The following is a 16,667-nucleotide window of genomic DNA, read 5'->3' as shown; positions in this document are numbered from 1 at the left end:
GCACCATCGAGGCGCCCAAATGGCGAACAGCTCGGGCCGAAGGTGCCGCCGGGCGGGCTGGTTGCCCGTCCAAGGCAGCTTCGGCCCGAGATGGAAGCCATTTGGACGTCCCTTCGGGATTTGACCAAAATGGCCCATCGCTGCGTCGGGAAGGCTTGAAATATCGACATATTCCATCGCCTTACCTTCTTGCGCTGAGCCATTTTGCCTCAAACCTCGATGGTGCCGTTTATGAGTTTACGACCTAATCCTGCAGGCCGCGAATTTTTTTGAACGTTCGAGGTTTCCTATCGCGCGCCGCCTTCGTCTTCATTTGTGAATATGCGTCGCAATAGCGATTGCCGGGTGAATGAAGGGGGCAATGACGATGGACAATTCCAAAGCGCGCCGTGCGCGCAAGGGCGAAATGCGGACACTGGTCCAGGCCGTGCTGCTGGCTTCGGCCGGTCTCTCCGGCGTCTTTGCCGCGAGCACGCCTGCGGCGGCGCAGTCCGCCCGCAGCTATGACGTTGCGGCGGGCAGCCTCGCCGATGCGCTGAACGATTTCGCGGAGCAGAGCGGGGTCGAACTCGTCTACGACAGTGCGCTCGTGGCAGGCCGCACCAGCGGGGGCATCAAGGGGCGCCACAACCCGGCCGCTGCGCTTTCGCGCCTGCTCGCCGGGAGCGGCCTGACCGCACGGCGGACGAGCGCCAACACCTTCACGGTCGAGCGGGCGCTTCAGGCGGAGGCCGGTGTGGTCCAGCTCGGCACGCTGCGTGTCGAGGGCGCCTCGGGATCGGCTGGTGGGGGAAACGGCGACGGTGCTAGCGGCGGCAATGGCAGGGTGGCCGGATGGGATGGTACGGCAGGCACCGTCTATTCCACGCCCGGCTCGGTCAGCGTCATCACCCGCGAGACGCTGGAGGCCTATCCCGGCCAGTCGCCAGCCGACATGCTGCGCGGCGCGACCGGCGTGATCTCCGGAGAGGCGCGCACCAGCGGCGGACTGGACGTGAACATCCGCGGCCTTCAGGGGCAGGGCCGTGTGCCGGTGACAGTGGACGGCGCGATCAACGGCACGACGGTCTATCGCGGATATCAGGGCACCAGCAATCGCAGTTTCGTGGACCCCGATTTCATCAGCCACGTCGCTATCGAGAAGGGCCCCTCAATGGGCAATCCGATTGCCGGCGGCATCGGTGGGTCGGTCAGCATGACGACTCTTTCCGCCGACGACATCGTTCCCGAAGGCGAGACCGTGGGCCTTCGCATCAAGGCCTCGCTGTCGAACAACAGCACCGAGCCCGGCTCGAACATGACTCGCTCGCTGCTGGCGCCCTCGTCCTACAACGGCGATACGCTGGCGGCCACGCGGGAACGCAACCGGCCAGGTTTCTTCTCGCCCACGGGCGGCGCCGGCAGTCTGGTCTTCGCGCGCAAGGGCGATTTCGTGGACCTGGTGGCGGGCTATTCGTTCCGGCGCACCGGTAACTACCATGCCGGCGCCAACGGCAAGCATGCGCCCGAGGCGACCGGCACGCCTTCTGCGTTCTGCGCCGCAGGGGCAGCTTCCGGCAGCCTCGCCTCGCTCTGCGAGCGTGCGGTGCAGTTCTACGACCGCTACGGCTCGACGCCTTTCGTTGGCGGCGAGGAAGTGCTCAACACCTCTACCGATGCGGAATCGGTGCTGCTCAAGGCCACCTTGCGCCCGGCCGCAGACCATGTGCTCGAACTGGGCTACGGCGGTTACTGGAGCGACTTCGGCGAGAATTATCCCGGTTCCACGGGCTCCGCCTCCGGCACGGTCCTGCAAACCTATCCGCTCTCGCACACCGGCCTCGACCGCGTGACCGCGCGCTATCGCTGGAACCCGGCGACCGACCTGGTGGACCTGAAGCTGAATGGCTGGATATCGAACCTTCGCGAAAGCGCGGCCTCGTTGCTCCAGACCGACCAGACGCGCCGCTTCGTGAACGGGCTTGGCGTGGACATCGGCAACGGTTCACGCGTGTTGACGCCGCTGGGCCTGCTCTCGGCCGACTATGGCGCCTCGTTCCTGCGGGAGCGGACCGGCCCAGTGGATGGCTGGAATAACAACGGTTCGCTCGCACCCGGGCGTGAAGGCACGCGGCGGGAAACGAGCGTGTTCGGGCAGGCTGCGCTGGAGCCCATGACCTGGCTGCGCCTCGATGCGGGCCTGCGCTACCAGAAGTACAAGTTGCAGGACGAACAGTCTGGCACCACTTACCACACCGATATCTTCGATCGCAGCGAGGACGCGGTGAGTTTCTCGCTGGGTGCCACGCTCATGCCGGTGGACGGGCTGCAGCTCTTCGCCAGCTACAAGCAGGCCGCGCGTCTGCCCTCGCTGATGGAGGCGACCACCGGCTTCTTCATGATCGCCAACCCCGACCTGCACAAGGAAGAGGCCCATAACTGGGAAGCGGGCATGAACTACTCGCGCAAGGGCGTTCTTGCGGACGGTGACGAACTGGGCGTCAAGCTGGCATGGTTCGACAACGACATCGACGGCTATATCGCCCGGCGATACATTTCGGCGTTCTTCGCGATGCAGATGTTCAACATCGACCGCGCGCAGTTCCGGGGCGTGGAAGGCAGCCTGAGCTACCGTACCGGCGGCCTCTCGGTGGATGCGGGAGCGACCTATTACGATCATATCGCCTTTTGCAAGGACGCGGCCACGGGCTGCGTGGAAAGCTCGCTCGCCTCGGACTATGCCACAAACTACATCCCGCCCCGGTGGTCGGCCAATCTCGCGGTCAGTCAGAAGTTCCTGGCCGAGCGCGCCATGCTGGGCGGGCGCCTGACTTACACGGGCAAGCGCGCGGTCGGCGCGCAAGTCCCGCAGAGCGGCTACATGCCGCTGATCTCGGCGATCGCGTGGAACCCCTATGTGCTGCTGGACCTGACCGGGCAGTTCAAGGTGACGGACGCGCTCTCGCTCGACTGGAGCCTCGATAACGTCACCGACCGCTATTACACCGAGGCCATGAGCCTGGGCTATATCCCGGCGCCGGGACGGACCTTCCGTATCGGCCTTACCGGAAAGCTCGGCTCGAAAACGGCGCTGTGGCCGGCGAACTGGTTCAGCGGATGGGCCAACGAGGATGCTGCCGACTGGACCGGGCCCTATATCGGCGCCGACTTCGGCTACGGCCTCGGCAAGACCGGCGGCAGCGTGACCGACAGCATGGGCCAAGCCGCCGACATCGAGAACGGCAGCCGCATCGACCAGAAGATGCGCAACGTGCTGGGCGGGCTTCATGCCGGTTACAACTACCAGTTGCCCGGCAACCTCGTGCTGGGCGTGGAGGCCGACATTTCGGCGGGCAACCTCGGTAGTTGGTCCGGCGTGCTGGTTTCGGAGGAAAGCACCGCGACCCAGTGGTTGCGCAACAACCACCAGCTCGAATCGGACACGCGCTACAACTGGGATCGCATGATCACCCTGCGCGGCAAGCTGGGCTATTCGCTCGGCCGCACGCTGATCTACGGCACCGGCGGCATCGGCTGGCTGCGCGAAACGCAGACCCGCAACCAGTATCGTTCCGTCGACGCGCAGAACCGCGGCATCGGCAGCGCGCTGGAGCATCTCTTCGCCGAAGAGGATCGCAAGAACCGGCAAGGGTTCGTGCTGGGCGGCGGGGTGGAGCGGGCGATCGGCGATCACTGGTCGGTCCGCGCGGAATACAGTTACGCCCGCTTCGAGCGGAAGACCTTCAGCTTCGCAAAGGCCCGCGAAGGCGTGAGTATCGCCTACAGCGACTTCGACGTCACCTGGCACGACGACGGGACCGTATCCTGGGAATATGTCAACGGCCCGGGCAGCTCGAACATCGCCAACGGCCGCAAGGTGCGCTCGGACGCGGACCTTCACCATATCCGCCTCGGCGTCAGCTACCGCTTCTGATCGAAGGACATGCCCATGACCACCAGAACCCTTGAAGATACCCGCGCCGCCCGGCTCAAAGGCGCAACCCATGCCACGCATGACAGGCTGGATCGTTCGATCATGGAAGCGGCCTCTTTCGCCAGCCTCGACGGTTACATTCGCTTCGCGACGATGCAGTATGGCTTTCACCGCGATATCGATGCGCTTTACGATGTCCCCCGGCTGCGCGTGCTGCTGCCGGGGCTGGACGGTCGGCGGCGGCTGGCGCTGATCGCGGCGGACCTGCATGACCTGAAGGTTCCGCTCCCCCGGGCAGAGGCGCCGCCGGTCTTCCTTCCGGATGCAGAGCCGGACGTGCCCACCGCGCTGGGCTGGCTCTATGTTGCCGAGGGTTCGAACATGGGGGCGGCGCTGCTGCGCAAGGAGGCGGCAAGGCTGGGGATGTCGGATACACACGGGGCACTCCATCTTGCGCCCGCGCCGGAGGGCCCCGCCGCACATTGGCGCGCCTTCACGGCCGCGCTGAATGCCGTTGAACTCTCCGAAGCGGAAGAGGCGCGCACCATTGCCGGAGCCAATGCAGCCTTCGCCCGGGTGCAGGCCCTAGCCGATGCCAGCTTCGCCTGAGATACGGGACGACTGCGGCCACCGGGAGCCGCGCGGGGCAAGAGCCTGCGCGCCGGCGGAGGAATCTTACCGCACGCCGGGGCGAACGCGCTATGCGGACCTGCCGCCGGACCGGCTGACCCGGTGCATGGGGCTTGGCAGCACGACTTTCCTGATCCTTGCCGCGCTGGCGCTCGGTTCCGTGTTCTGGCGGATCGTGCCCACGGCGGCGGAATCCTCCCGGCCGCTGCTGCTCGAATTCAAGCCTCCCGCCGCTCCGCCCGAGCCGGACATGCAAGTGCCGGAAGGTCCGAGGAAGGTGGAGCAGAAAGCGCAGGCGCAACCGGAAAGCAGTGAGGCCCCGCCGCCGCTGGAGCCGGAAAGCGATCCTTCGGTCCCCTCATCGCCGGCCCGGCCCCCGGCCGAACCTGCCTCGGTGGCGGAGGCCGTTCCGGAAACCACCGCCCCGCGATCGCTTCCCGCACCGCCTGCCGAACGGGCGGCGAATGACGCGAAGGTGACGTGGGAAGCCCTGCTGCTCTCCCATATGGAAAGATATCGCCGCTATCCGGCGACGGCGCGATCTCGCGGAGAGCAGGGGATCGTCTATGTCCAGTTCACCATGAACCGCGAGGGGCGCGTGCTTTCGGCGAGAATCGGCCGATCGTCCGGTTCGGCTTTGCTGGACGGCGCAGCCCTTGCCACGATCCGCCGGGCTCAGCCCTTGCCTGCGATACCCGCGGACAGACCCGATCCGCAGAGGCTTACGGTTCCGGTGGAATTTTTCACGCAATAAGGCCGGAAATGGCGGCAGGCGCGGCACCTGTAAGCGCCGCGACCCTCGGTCAGGCCGCGAAGCCGCCGTCGATTGTGTAGAGCCCGGCGGTGACGAAACCGGCTTCCTCGCTCGCCAGCCATGCGACGAGGTTCGCGATTTCGTCCGGCTTGCCGTGGCGGGGCAGCGCCATGAAGCCGTGGAGAGCCTCTGCGATGCCGCCGTCGGCAGGGTTCATCTCGGTATCGACCGGGCCGGGCTGGACGACGTTGACGGTAATGCCGCGCGGGCCGAAATCGCGGGCAAGACCGCGCGCCATGCCCTGGATCGCCGACTTGGTGAGCGCATAGGCCGCGCCTCCGGCAAACGGCATGCGGTCTCCGTTGGTCGAACCGATCACGATGATGCGCCCACCTTCGGGCATGGACCGCGCCGCCTCGACCGAGGCGAAGTAGGGCGCTCGTACATTCACGTCGATCATGCGGTCGATGGCGTCGGGATCGAGTTCGAGCGGATCGCCGATGACCAGAAGACCGGCGCTGACGACGAGGATGTCGATCGCGCCCGCCTCGCTGACAGTGGCGATCAGCGCATCGCGGTCGGAAGCGTCGGATCGTACGGCGGTGGAGCCGGTTTCCGCGGCCAGTGCCTCGGCCGCGTCCCGCGATCCGGCGTAAGTGAATGTCACCGATGCGCCTTCCCCGGCCAGGCGTTGGACGATCGAGGCGCCGATGCCGCGGCTGCCGCCGATGACGAGCGCCTTCTTTCCAGTGAAGCGAGCCATTACGAAATTCCTTTCGAGTGGGATGGGATGCTTTGGTTCCGGGGAAGAGCCGCAAGATAAGGGGCTTGGAAATCCATTCCGTTAACACAAGAACGCGCCAGTCTGCTACATCTTCGGCAGGCTGCGCTTGCGCCGGTCGTGCGACACTGCGGTGGCGATGGCGATGTCTCCCACCACGTTGACCATCGTGCGGAACATGTCGAGCAGCCGGTCCACTCCGATGACAAGGCCGATGCCTTCTGCCGGGAGGCCGGTGAGCGCGAGGACGGCGGCGACGGTCGGCAGCGAGCCGGCAGGGACGCCGATCGTGCCCATGCCCGCCAGGGCGGCGACCACCAGTACAAGGCCCTGCCGTCCGAGCGAAAGGTCCATGCCGAAGAACTGGGCGATGAAAAGGACCGTCACGGCCGTGTAGATCGCGGTGCCGCCCTGGTTCGCGATGGTTCCGGTGCCCAGCACCAGCCGGGCAACGCGCGGGGGCAGGCGCAAGTCAAGTTCGGCGGCCCGCAGCGCGCTCGGCAGGGTGGCGTTGGAGGAGGATGTGCAGAAGGCGATGACGGCTGGCTCCTGCACGCCGCGCAGGAACGCCAGCGGCGTCACTTCGCCGCGCATCCAGACCACGGCGAAGAATGTCAGCGCGATCTGCAGCAGGAGTGCCGCCACCACCACCGCAACATAGGCGCTGAGGTACAGCAGCAAATGCCAGCCGAACACGAGCGTCAGGTCGAACATGAAGCAGGTGACCGCAACGGGCGCGAGCCGCGCCACATGGGCGAGCACGTGCATACCGGCATCGAACACCCGCTCGCTGGTCGCCAGAACGTGGCCGGTCCGCCGCGTGCGCAGGAAGGTCAGGACCATGCCGGCCAGTACCGATGCGATGATGACGATCTTTATGGGCCGCTCGACCGCGGCGTAGGAGAACAGCGTGTCGATCATGCCCGGCGAAGCGGGGGCATGGCTTGCCGCCAGAAGTTGCTGGCCGATCTCGGCGGGCACCACGTCGCCCGGGCGAAAGAGGTTGGCCATGGCCAGCCCGATGAGCGCGGCGGCGACGGACGCGGCCAGCATGTGCGCCAGCGTCGACACCAGCAGTTGCCGCATTCCCGCCATGTTGCGGATTCGCGCTATGCCGCTGACGATCGCGGATACGAGCAGCGGCACGATCAGCAGGAACAGCGCGAAAAGGAACGCCTGCTCCACCGGCCTGACGAACCAGTGCATCAGCAGCGCCGTGGCGGGCGAATCTCCGGCGAACAGCCCGGCCAGCGTGCCGCCGCCCATGCCGAGGAGGAAGCCGCCCAGCAGCCACACCTGCAGATGCGGTTTGAACCGGCTGCGCGGCCGGGTGCCGGAGGGCGGGAGGGACGGGTTGGCTGTCTCGATCATCGGGTTGATCGAAGGAGGTTTTGCGGACATCGGTGATCCTGTTGCCGCGCCCGGAAGCGCTTGGCTCATGGCGCTGATGCTGGAGCGAAAACCCTGTCAGCAAGCTGTCGCGAGGGCGAAGTGTTGCGCTTCCTGTTCGATTTCGGTGGCTGCGGATGCCGGCGCGCGCGCGAAGTCTATGCTCGCCAGTACGCCGCGTCCGCCCGCTCCCGGTTCAAGCTGGACATGCGCGCCCATGCGCTCCGCAAGGGCGCGCACGATGGAAAGGCCAAGGCCGCTGCCGGTCGCCCCGTTCTCTGTCGGCGCGCGATAGAAGCGTTCGAACACGCGCTCCCGGTCCTGCCGGGCAATGCCGGGGCCATCGTCCTCCACCTCGACGCGGGCGCGCCCCGCGCGGCGCAGCACGCGCACGGTAACGGTGCCGTCGGGGCGGTTGTAGCGCACGGCGTTGTCCAGCAGGTTGCCGATCATCTCGGCCGCGAGCACGGGATGGCCGGCTGCGCGGAGAGGGCCGTCATCAGCCCCCTCGAAGCCGATGTCGAGACTGGCTGCTCCCGGCTGCGCGACCCGGGCCGCGACGAGATCGGCGGCGACGGCGGCAAGATCGAAGCTCGCGTCCTCGGCAATGCCCTGTTCCTCGGTGCGGGCAAGCGCGATGAGCTGCATCAGCAGGCGCTCCAGCGAAAGCACGGCATTGCCGATATCCTGAAGCGCGGTCGCCCCGCGCGGCGAACCGGGGCCGTAGCGTTCCAGCACGTCGAGATGGATGCGGACCACCGCGAGCGGGGTGCGCATCTGGTGCGAGGCATTGGCAGTGAACTGGCGCAGCGAATCCACGGCGCGCTCGGTGCGGGCAAGGAGGGCGTTGAACGAATTCGCCAGCAAACGGGCTTCGCGCGGGGCGTTCTCCTCCAGCCTGAGCCGGAACTGCGGCGGTGGTTCGCGGCGCGCGGTCTCGATCTGCCCGGCAAGTGAGGCGAAGGGCCTGAGCCCCCATGTGATCGCCCAGTAGAACAGCAGCACCGCCGTCATCGCGATCAGCACGCCCGCGCCCAGCACGCGCAAGAAGTAGGTCTGCTGGTAGGCCCAGCGATCGTCCACGAAGTCGGCCACCTGAACCACCACCGCGCGACCGTTGCGGTGGAGGCGGCGGATTTCGGTGGCGATGCGTACGGGCTTGTCGCGCAGGCGGCCGTCACGAAGGTAGGCGGGCTGGATCACGCCGCCGGCATCGCGCGGGTCGACATAGCCGCCGGTAAGCGGGGTATTGCGGTACGTGCGCGGGAAGCTGGCGGCGGGCAGGCGTCTGGTCGTGCTGCCGGTGCGGGTATCGTACTGAGGCGGGGGCGCCAGGTCGCGTTCCCCGGCAAGCAGCCGGTCGCCGTCCCAGATGCTGTAGTGAGTGACGGGGGCGGAGCGGCGTTGCAGCAGATGGACCGCAAGCGGCAGCAACCGATCGCGCAAGGTATCGTCTGCATCGGTGGCCCGGCTGAGGACGCGTACCGAACCGACGAGGATGCGATCGGAGGTCATCGCCCCGGAACGCTGGATCATCCAGCAGGTTATGCCGCCGAAGGTCACCGCCAGAGCCAGCAGCGGCACCATGACCGCTGCGGTGAGACGGGATCGCAGAGAGGCCATCAGGCCTCCAACATGTAGCCGAGGCCGCGGATCGTGCGAATGGTCGGGCCGTCCGGCATGAGCTTGCGGCGCAGACGGCCCACGTAGACTTCCAGTGCGTTGGGCGCGACCGCATCGGCGAAGTTGAATACCTCGGAATTGAGCCGCTGCTTGGTGACGACCTTGCCGGGGCGGCCCATCAGGGTTTCCAGGACGGCCAGTTCGCGCCGCCGCAGGTCCACCACGGCGCTCCTGAGTTCGACCACGCGGGTCGAACGGTCGAGGCTGAGGCCGCCGACGCGCAGCACCGGGTCCGCCGTGCCCTGGCTGCGCCGGATCAGCGCGCGAAGGCGCGATTCCAGTTCGCGCGGATGGAACGGCTTGGACAGATAATCGTCCGCGCCCCGGTCCAGCCCGGCGATGCGGTCGCTCACGGCGTCGCGCGCGGTGAGGATGAGGACCGGCGTGGCATTGCCGCTTCGCCGCAGCGACTGGAGCACCTCCAGCCCGTCCAGGTCCGGCAGGCCGAGGTCGAGGATGGTCGCGTTGTAGGTTTCGGCGGCCAGCACATCGAGCGCTTCCTCGCCGCTGCCGACAACGTCGACGACAAATCCCGCCGCACTCATCGAGGCATCCATCCCACGCGCCAGACGCTCGTCGTCTTCCACGATCAATATACGCAACAACTCACTCCCTCGTACGAGTTGCAGCATCCTCTTCCGGTTGGCCGTCTTGTTGTCATGGGCGCCGGCCCTGATCCGGCGCAACTTTCTTCCGTTTGATTCGGCACTCTGTGAACCGAACCTGTCATCAACCTGTCGCGATGGGCAAGATTCTTTTTGCAGCGCAGCATGCAATGACAGCTTCGTGACAGGTGGGTGCCGTCAGCTTCCCTGTGTCGGGAGGGGAAACCTCGACAACGAACCGGATCCAGTCCGTTCCGCGCAGAAGATCGCCCATTACCGGCGACGGCGCGGGCGGGGCATGGATCGGCTGCAACAGGGGGCAATCATGGCCACTCACTACGGTCGCGCTGCATTTTTCCTATCTGTTTCCGCCTTGGCGCTGCCGGGTGTTGCCAAGGCGCGGGGGGCGGATGCCGCGGCGCCCCAGCAGGCTGCGCCCGAAGGGGTGGGCGATATCGTCGTCACCGCCCTGCGCCGCGCCTCGCGCGTGCAGGACACTCCGATCGCCATCACCGCGCTATCGGAAAAGTCGCTTCAGAACCTCGGCGCCACCGGCATTGCCGACATTGTGCGACAGGTTCCCGGTCTCAACCTCATCGCCGGCGAATCCGGCCGCACGCGCATCTCGATCCGCGGCATCCAGACTGCCGGCGAAAGCACGGTCGGCCTCTACTATGGCGAGACGCCGCTGACCGGACCGTCGGGCACCAGTTCCGATCCTTCGGGCGTAACGCCCAACCTCAACCTCTTCGACGTGGAGCGGGTGGAGGTGCTGCGCGGGCCGCAGGGAACGCTTTACGGGTCGGGTTCGATGGGCGGGACGCTGCGGGTGATCTTCAAGAAGCCCGATCTCGCCAAGTACGAGGGCGCTGCCGAGATGGGAGCCGAAGCGGTAGAGCACGGCGAGTTCGGCTATTCGCTGAAAGGCGCGGTCAACGTACCTATCGTGAACGACGTGCTGGCCGCACGGCTGGTGCTCTATCGCCAGCAGAATCCGGGCTATGTCGACGATCCGACGATCGGCCGCAAGGACCTCAACCGCTCGGTGCTCGAAGGCGGGCGTTTCCAGTTGGGCTTCCAGCCCACCGGCAACCTGAGCATGAACTTCATGACGATCCTGCAAACGCAGAAGTTCGGCGGGACTTCGCAGTGGGCACCCTCGGAGGGCGCGTTCATCTCGGCGCAGAAGGTGGCTTCGCCGGCTTACGACAAGTTGCAGCTCTATGCGCTGGAAACGAAGTGGGAAACGCCTGTGGGCACCCTGGCGCTGAACAATTCGTTCTATCGCTGGGATGTGCGGCAGACCAACGACAATTCGGACAACTATGCCAGCATCGCCGCTTCCAACCGCTACTGCGGCCTGTTCCAGAACACATACGCCGGCTCGCTGCTGCAAGGCACGAGCGCCGGGGCGACGACCAGCTCCGGCACATGCGCGGCCGATGCCGGCGGGCTGACATCGGCGCAGCTACGGCAGGACTACCAGAACTGGGCGGCCGCACAGCAGCCGATCGGCAATTACCAGCCGCGTTTCGTGCGCAACTTCGTGAATGAGCTGCGGCTCAGCTCCAGCGGGAAGGGGCCGTTCAGCTATACCGTCGGCCTGTTCCGGGAGGACCGCAACGACCGCGTCGACACGCTGGTGTTCGCGGGCATCCCCGCCACGGGCGAGCCGCAGCAGCCGGTCGTCGATCTCGGCTCGCGCTATGTGACGGACGAAGTGAAGCAGTCCGCCGTCTATGGCGAAATCAGCTACCGGATCTTCGAGCCGCTGACGGTGACGGCGGGCCTGCGATATTACGACTACAAGAAGACCGTTGGCGGCGAGAACCTGGGCTACAACTACTTCAACGGCCAGGCGCCCAGCGCCTATCGGGAAGTTACTGCCGACGCCAATGGCCTTATCAAGAAGTTCAACGTCGACCTGAAGATCACGCCGGACATCATGTTATACGCTACCGCTTCGCAGGGGTTCCGCCCCGGCGGCGCGAACCTGACGCCGGGCATCCCGGAATCGGCGCAGACTTACGCGGCGGATTCCCTGTGGAACTACGAGGCGGGCTTCAAGACCCAGTGGTTCGGTCGCAGGCTGACCTTCAATATCGACGGTTACCGGATCGACTGGAATAACCTGCAAACCTCGGTCCAGGCGACGTACGGCAACTTCTCCTATATCGGCAACGTCGGTTCGGCACGCATCGAAGGCGTCGAGGTGGAAGCGAGCGCAACGCCGTTCGCCGGCCTCTACCTCAATGCCGCGTTCCATTATCTCAAGCCGCGCCTGACCGCCGACCAGATCAGTGCCGAGGTGACGGCCGCGGGCCGGAAGGGCGATATCCTGCCGCTGATCCCGCGCACCACGGCCAGCGCCGGCGCCGAATACAGCTTCCCGGCCTTCAACGACTTCACGGGGCTGCTGCGCGCCGACTGGACCTATACCGGCAAGATGACCTCGCAGATCCGGCCTACCAATGCGCTCTACCGGGAGTTCGGGAAATATTCGATGGTGAACCTGCGCGTCGGCGTGCAGAACGACCGGCTGGGCATGTTCCTCTATGTGCGCAACCTGTTCGACAAGATCGGCGTGAACACGATCTCCAGCGCGTCGGGCGTGCCCGACTACTGGGCGACCACCGCACCGCGCACGATGGGCGCGACGATATACAGCAACTTCTAATCCAGGGGACTTGGGATGCGTATCACATTGCTGGCGGCAACTGCCGCGCTCGCGCTGGCCACACCGGGGGCTCACGCGGCCACCGCGGAGGACAAGGCTGCCGCCACGCTGCTCGGCGGGGCGAAATTCGCCAAGGCCAGGGCCTCGCTCGAGGCCGACTACGACAGGATCATCCAGGACATCATTACCCTGACCGAGATCGAAGCGCCGCCGTTCAAGGAGGACGCGCGCGGCGCCGCCTACATGGCGATGCTCAAGGCCGAGGGCCTGGCCGACGTGGAGCGTGACGAGGTCGGGAATGTCATGGGTTTGCGCAAGGGGACGGGTGGCGGTCCGCTGATCGTCGTCACCGCGCATCTCGATACCGTGTTCCCCGGCGGCACGAACGTGAAAGTGCGGCGCGAGGGCAATGGTCTTTACGCACCCGGTATCGGCGACGATACTTCCAGCCTGCCGGTCCTGCTCGCCTTCATTCGCGCGATGAAGCACGCCGACTACGCCACCAGGGCCGACATCCTGTTCATGGGCAACGTGGGCGAGGAAGGGCCCGGCGACCTGCGCGGATCGCGCTATCTTTTCCAGAAGGGCAAGTACAAGGACAGGATCAAGTACTTCATCTCGTTCGAGCCGGGCGAACCCGGCCGTATCACCAATGCCGGCACCGGGTCGCGCCGCTACAAGGTGACGTTCAACGGTCCCGGCGGGCATTCGATGGGGGACTTCGGGATCGTCAGCCCAGCCTTCGCGATGGCCAATGCCATGGTCGCGTTCGGCAAGATCAAGGCGCCGGTGGAGCCCAAGACCGTCTACAACGTCGGCATCCTGGAGGGCGGCACTTCGGTCAACTCGATCCCCTTCGCCACCGCCATGACCATCGACATGCGATCCAACGGAAAACCTGAACTGGATGCGGAGGAAAAGCAGTTCCTGGCCTTGTTGCAGCCTGCAGTGGATGCGGAGAATGCCGCGCGCTCGGTTGCGAAGGGCAAGATATCCTATGACGCCAAGCTGATCGGGGACCGCCCGGTCGGTACCACCGCGCAGGACGCCCGGATCGTGAAGATCGCCGCTGCCGTCGCCCGGGGTTCGGGGGTGGAGCCGCGATACGGCGCCGGGTCAACGGACAGCAACATCCCGATGAGCATGGGGATCGAGGCGGTGACGCTCGGTTCCGGGTTCGAGACTTTCCGCGCCCACTCGCTGGAGGAGGGCATGAAGATGAACCCGCCCGAGGACCTGAAGAACATGGCGGTCGGTCTGGCAACGGTCCTGGCCCTCGCCGAAGCACGCTGACCCATCCTGACGGGGCGGGCCTTTTCCAGAGGCCCGCCCCGGCTTTTTCCCTCATTCGCGCAGATTTCGAAACCCGCTCGGGCCGCGCTTCTCGAAGCGCCGCCGCCCCTTGCCTGCTCACCGATCCGGAGTAACGCCATGTCCCGTCGCAACCTGTTGCTTGCCGCCACGTGTCTTTCGCTCCCGCTCGTGCTTTCGGGGCCGGTTCTGGCTCAGGATGCGCCGCCGACGAGTGCTGCCGTCACCGCGCCCGAGAAAGTCGTGGGCGGAACGGTGGGCGCCGACTACTTCCTGGCCGACTACACCAGGATTTCCGCCTGGCTCATGCAGGTCGCCCGGGAAAGCGATCGCATCAAGCTTGTATCCATTGGCAAGACTGCCGAGGGGCGCGAGCAGTACATGGCGGTCGTTTCCGCGCCGGACAACATCCGCAATCTCGACAAGTACCGCCGCATCGCGCAGCAGCTGGCGCTGGCCAAGGGCCTTGACGACGAAGCGGCGAAGACGCTTGCCGCAGAGGGCAAAGCGATGGTGTGGATGGACGCCGGGCTCCACGCCAGCGAGATCGTCAACGCGCAGAGCCATGTCCAGATCATCCACGAGATGCTGACGCGCAACGATCCCGAGACGCTGCGCCTGCTGGGCGACGACATCATGCTGTTCGTCTTTGCCAACCCCGACGGGCTGGAGCTCGTCGCCGACTGGTACATGGCCGATCCGCACAAGCTGACGACGGACTCGATCCCGGTGCTTTACCAGAAGTATATCGGCCACGATAACAACCGCGACAGCTTCGCCTCGACCCAGCCCGAGACGACCAACATGAACCGCGCCGGCTATCGCGAGTGGTTCCCGCAGATCCTCTACAACCAGCACCAGACAGGCCCGCTGGGCGCGGTGGTGTTCATTCCGCCGTTCCGCGATCCCTACAACTTCAACAACGAGCCGCTGGTCATCAACCAGACCGACGTGGTCGGCCAGATGATGCATGCGCGGTTGGTGGCGAAGGGCATGGGCGGCTCGGCGATGCGTTCCGCCGCGCCCTATTCGACCTGGTTCAACGGCGGCATCCGCACCATCGGCTACTTCCACAACCAGATCGGCATCCTGACCGAGATCATCGGCAATCCCACCCCGATGAAGATCCCGCTGGTTCCCGAAAACCAGTTGCCAAGGCAGGACGAGGTTCTGCCGATCGCCCCGCAGGACTGGCACTTCCAGCAATCGCTGGACTACGTGAAGGAGATGGACCGGGCGATACTCGACTATGCCTCGCGCTATCGGGAGACGATCCAGTACAACCGCTATGTCATGGGCCGGAACCAGATCGCCAAGGGCAGCACCGACAGTTGGGTCGTCACCCCCCGGCGGCTGGATGCAGTACGGGAAGCAGCCAGGACGATGCCGCCGCCGGGGGCGGACGAGATCGGCAGCTATGGCTGGGGCAATGAGAAGGTCGTGCCTGCCAGCCTTTACAAGACCGTGCTCAACGCCCCCGACAAACGCGCGCCGCGCGCCTACATCATACCGGCGGACCGGCAGCAGGACATGCCGACGACGGTGCGTTTCCTCAATGCGCTCATCAAGACCGGGATCGAGGTGCAGCAGGCGCCGTCCGCCTTCACCTTCGAGGGCAGGAGCTATCCTGCGGGCAGCTATGTCGTGCGCAGCGATCAGGCGTTCCGTCCGCATGTGCTCGACATGTTCGAGCCGCAGGACCATCCGCAGGACTTCGCCTATGCCGGCGGCCCGCCGATCAAGCCCTATGACATCACCGGCTATACCCTGGCCCTGCAGATGAACGTCGCGTTCGATCGCGTGCTGGATGCGCCGCCGCCCGCGTTCCCGCTCGTGCCGGAAGAGATCGCCGCACCGCCACCGGGCCGGGTGCTGGGCTCGGGCGGGGCGGGCTGGATCGTCGATCACGGGGTGAACAACAGCTTCACGCTCACCAATCGTCTGCTGAAGGCAGGGTTGCCGGTGTTCTGGATGAAGGAGGGCCTGAGCGTGGACGGGCAGACGCTCGCCCCGGGTGCCTTGTGGATTCCCGCATCGGCCGGCGCGAAGGCCATCGTCTCCGCCGCTGTCGCCCCGCTCGGGCTCGATGCCCATGCCGTCGCGGCCAGGCCAGGGGGAGAGGCGGTTGCGATCAGGCCGGTGAAGATCGGGCTCGTCGATATATACGGCGGCTCGATGGCCTCGGGCTGGACGCGCTGGATTTTCGAGCAGTACGAATTCCCTTACGAGCTGGTCTACCCACAGGCGCTCGACAAGGGTGGGCTGAAAGCGAAATACGATGTGCTCGTCTTCCAGAGCGACGTGCTCGGCCGGGAGGAAGGTCCCGTGCGCCCGCAGCCCGATGCCGAAACCATCCCGACAGCCTATCGCAAGATGCTCGGCACGATCACGCCGGAGAAGACCTTCCCGCAAGTCGCCACTTTCGCAAGGGCGGGCGGCACCGTCATCGCGGTAGGCAATGCCACGCGCATGGGCGAGCAGATCGGCGTTCCCGTCACGAACCTGCTTGCCCCGCGCGGGAGCGACGGCAAGCCGAAGAGGGTGTCCGCCAATACGTTCTACGTCCCGGGATCGATCCTGAGCGCGCAAGTCGACAGCGGCGATCCTCTGGCCTTCGGTGTCGCGCCCACGGTCAACCTCTTCTATAACAACAACCCGGTGTTCCGCGCCGACGGGCCCGCCGTGCGCAAGGTGAGCTGGTTCGACAAGGACGACCCGCTCGTTTCCGGCTGGGCCTGGGGCCAGAAGCTGCTCAACGGCGGGGCGGGCATCGTCGAGGCCGGGCTCGGCAAGGGGCGGGTCTTCCTGATGGGCCCGGAAGTGACCCAGCGAGGTCAGCCTTTCGCAACCTTCAAGTTCCTGTTCAATGGCGTGCTGCTGTCGGGCAGCGATGCTGGGCCGGTTCCGGGGAACTGACCCCGGCC

The 16,667-nt window shown here is 66.0% G+C and carries 10 protein-coding genes; 6 read left to right on the top strand and 4 right to left on the bottom strand.

Annotation, left to right across the window (positions count from 1 at the left end; genetic code table 11):
* Positions 1–367 precede the first annotated feature (367 nt).
* Genes U9J33_RS19690 through U9J33_RS19680 form a run of 3 tightly spaced genes read left to right on the top strand, consistent with a single transcriptional unit; the run spans position 368 to position 5,297 of the window.
* The gene (locus U9J33_RS19690) at positions 368–3,913 is read left to right on the top strand and encodes a TonB-dependent receptor domain-containing protein (protein ID WP_324699768.1); all 3,546 of its coding nucleotides are present in this window, start codon (positions 368–370) and stop codon (positions 3,911–3,913) included.
* Positions 3,914–3,928: 15 nt separating this feature from the next.
* Positions 3,929–4,522, top strand: a complete 594-nt coding sequence (locus U9J33_RS19685; protein ID WP_185999905.1) for a biliverdin-producing heme oxygenase — start codon at positions 3,929–3,931, stop codon at positions 4,520–4,522.
* Complete coding sequence (locus U9J33_RS19680) at positions 4,506–5,297, top strand: TonB family protein (protein WP_185999904.1); 792 nt, start codon at positions 4,506–4,508, stop codon at positions 5,295–5,297. Before U9J33_RS19685 ends, U9J33_RS19680 begins: the two co-directional genes overlap by 17 nt.
* A gap of 49 nt (positions 5,298–5,346) precedes the next feature.
* Here U9J33_RS19680 and bdcA read toward each other — a convergent pair whose 3' ends face one another.
* The 4 genes from bdcA to U9J33_RS19660 all read right to left on the bottom strand — a co-directional run bounded on the left by bdcA (position 5,347) and on the right by U9J33_RS19660 (position 9,752).
* On the bottom strand, positions 5,347–6,060 hold the full coding sequence (bdcA, locus tag U9J33_RS19675; protein WP_324699767.1) for an SDR family oxidoreductase: 714 nt from the start codon (positions 6,058–6,060) through the stop codon (positions 5,347–5,349).
* A 105-nt stretch (positions 6,061–6,165) separates the two neighbouring features.
* Positions 6,166–7,479, bottom strand: coding sequence for a dicarboxylate/amino acid:cation symporter (locus U9J33_RS19670; protein WP_185999903.1), 1,314 nt, complete (start codon positions 7,477–7,479; stop codon positions 6,166–6,168).
* A 66-nt stretch (positions 7,480–7,545) separates the two neighbouring features.
* A complete protein-coding gene (locus U9J33_RS19665) occupies positions 7,546–9,090 on the bottom strand; it encodes a sensor histidine kinase (RefSeq protein WP_185999902.1) in 1,545 nt (514 codons plus the stop codon).
* Positions 9,090–9,752: a response regulator gene (locus tag U9J33_RS19660; protein WP_185999901.1), complete on the bottom strand. Its 663-nt coding sequence runs from the start codon at positions 9,750–9,752 to the stop codon at positions 9,090–9,092. Before U9J33_RS19660 ends, U9J33_RS19665 begins: the two co-directional genes overlap by 1 nt.
* Before the next feature lie 328 nt (positions 9,753–10,080).
* Here U9J33_RS19660 and U9J33_RS19655 point away from each other — a divergent pair, with 328 nt between their 5' ends.
* The 3 genes from U9J33_RS19655 to U9J33_RS19645 all read left to right on the top strand — a co-directional run bounded on the left by U9J33_RS19655 (position 10,081) and on the right by U9J33_RS19645 (position 16,659).
* Positions 10,081–12,432 carry a TonB-dependent receptor gene (locus tag U9J33_RS19655; RefSeq protein WP_185999900.1) on the top strand — a complete coding sequence of 784 codons (2,352 nt, stop codon included), beginning with the start codon at positions 10,081–10,083 and terminating at the stop codon, positions 12,430–12,432.
* Positions 12,433–12,447: 15 nt separating this feature from the next.
* Positions 12,448–13,725, top strand: coding sequence for a M20/M25/M40 family metallo-hydrolase (locus tag U9J33_RS19650; protein ID WP_185999899.1), 1,278 nt, complete (start codon positions 12,448–12,450; stop codon positions 13,723–13,725).
* Between the two features lie 138 nt (positions 13,726–13,863).
* Positions 13,864–16,659: a M14 family metallopeptidase gene (locus tag U9J33_RS19645; RefSeq protein ID WP_185999898.1), complete on the top strand. Its 2,796-nt coding sequence runs from the start codon at positions 13,864–13,866 to the stop codon at positions 16,657–16,659.
* The last annotated feature ends 8 nt before the right edge of the window (positions 16,660–16,667 follow it).

Origin of the sequence: Novosphingobium sp. RL4, assembly GCF_035658495.1 — a bacterium.
GTDB lineage: Bacteria > Pseudomonadota > Alphaproteobacteria > Sphingomonadales > Sphingomonadaceae > Novosphingobium.
This window is presented reverse-complemented; position numbering and strand designations above follow the sequence as displayed.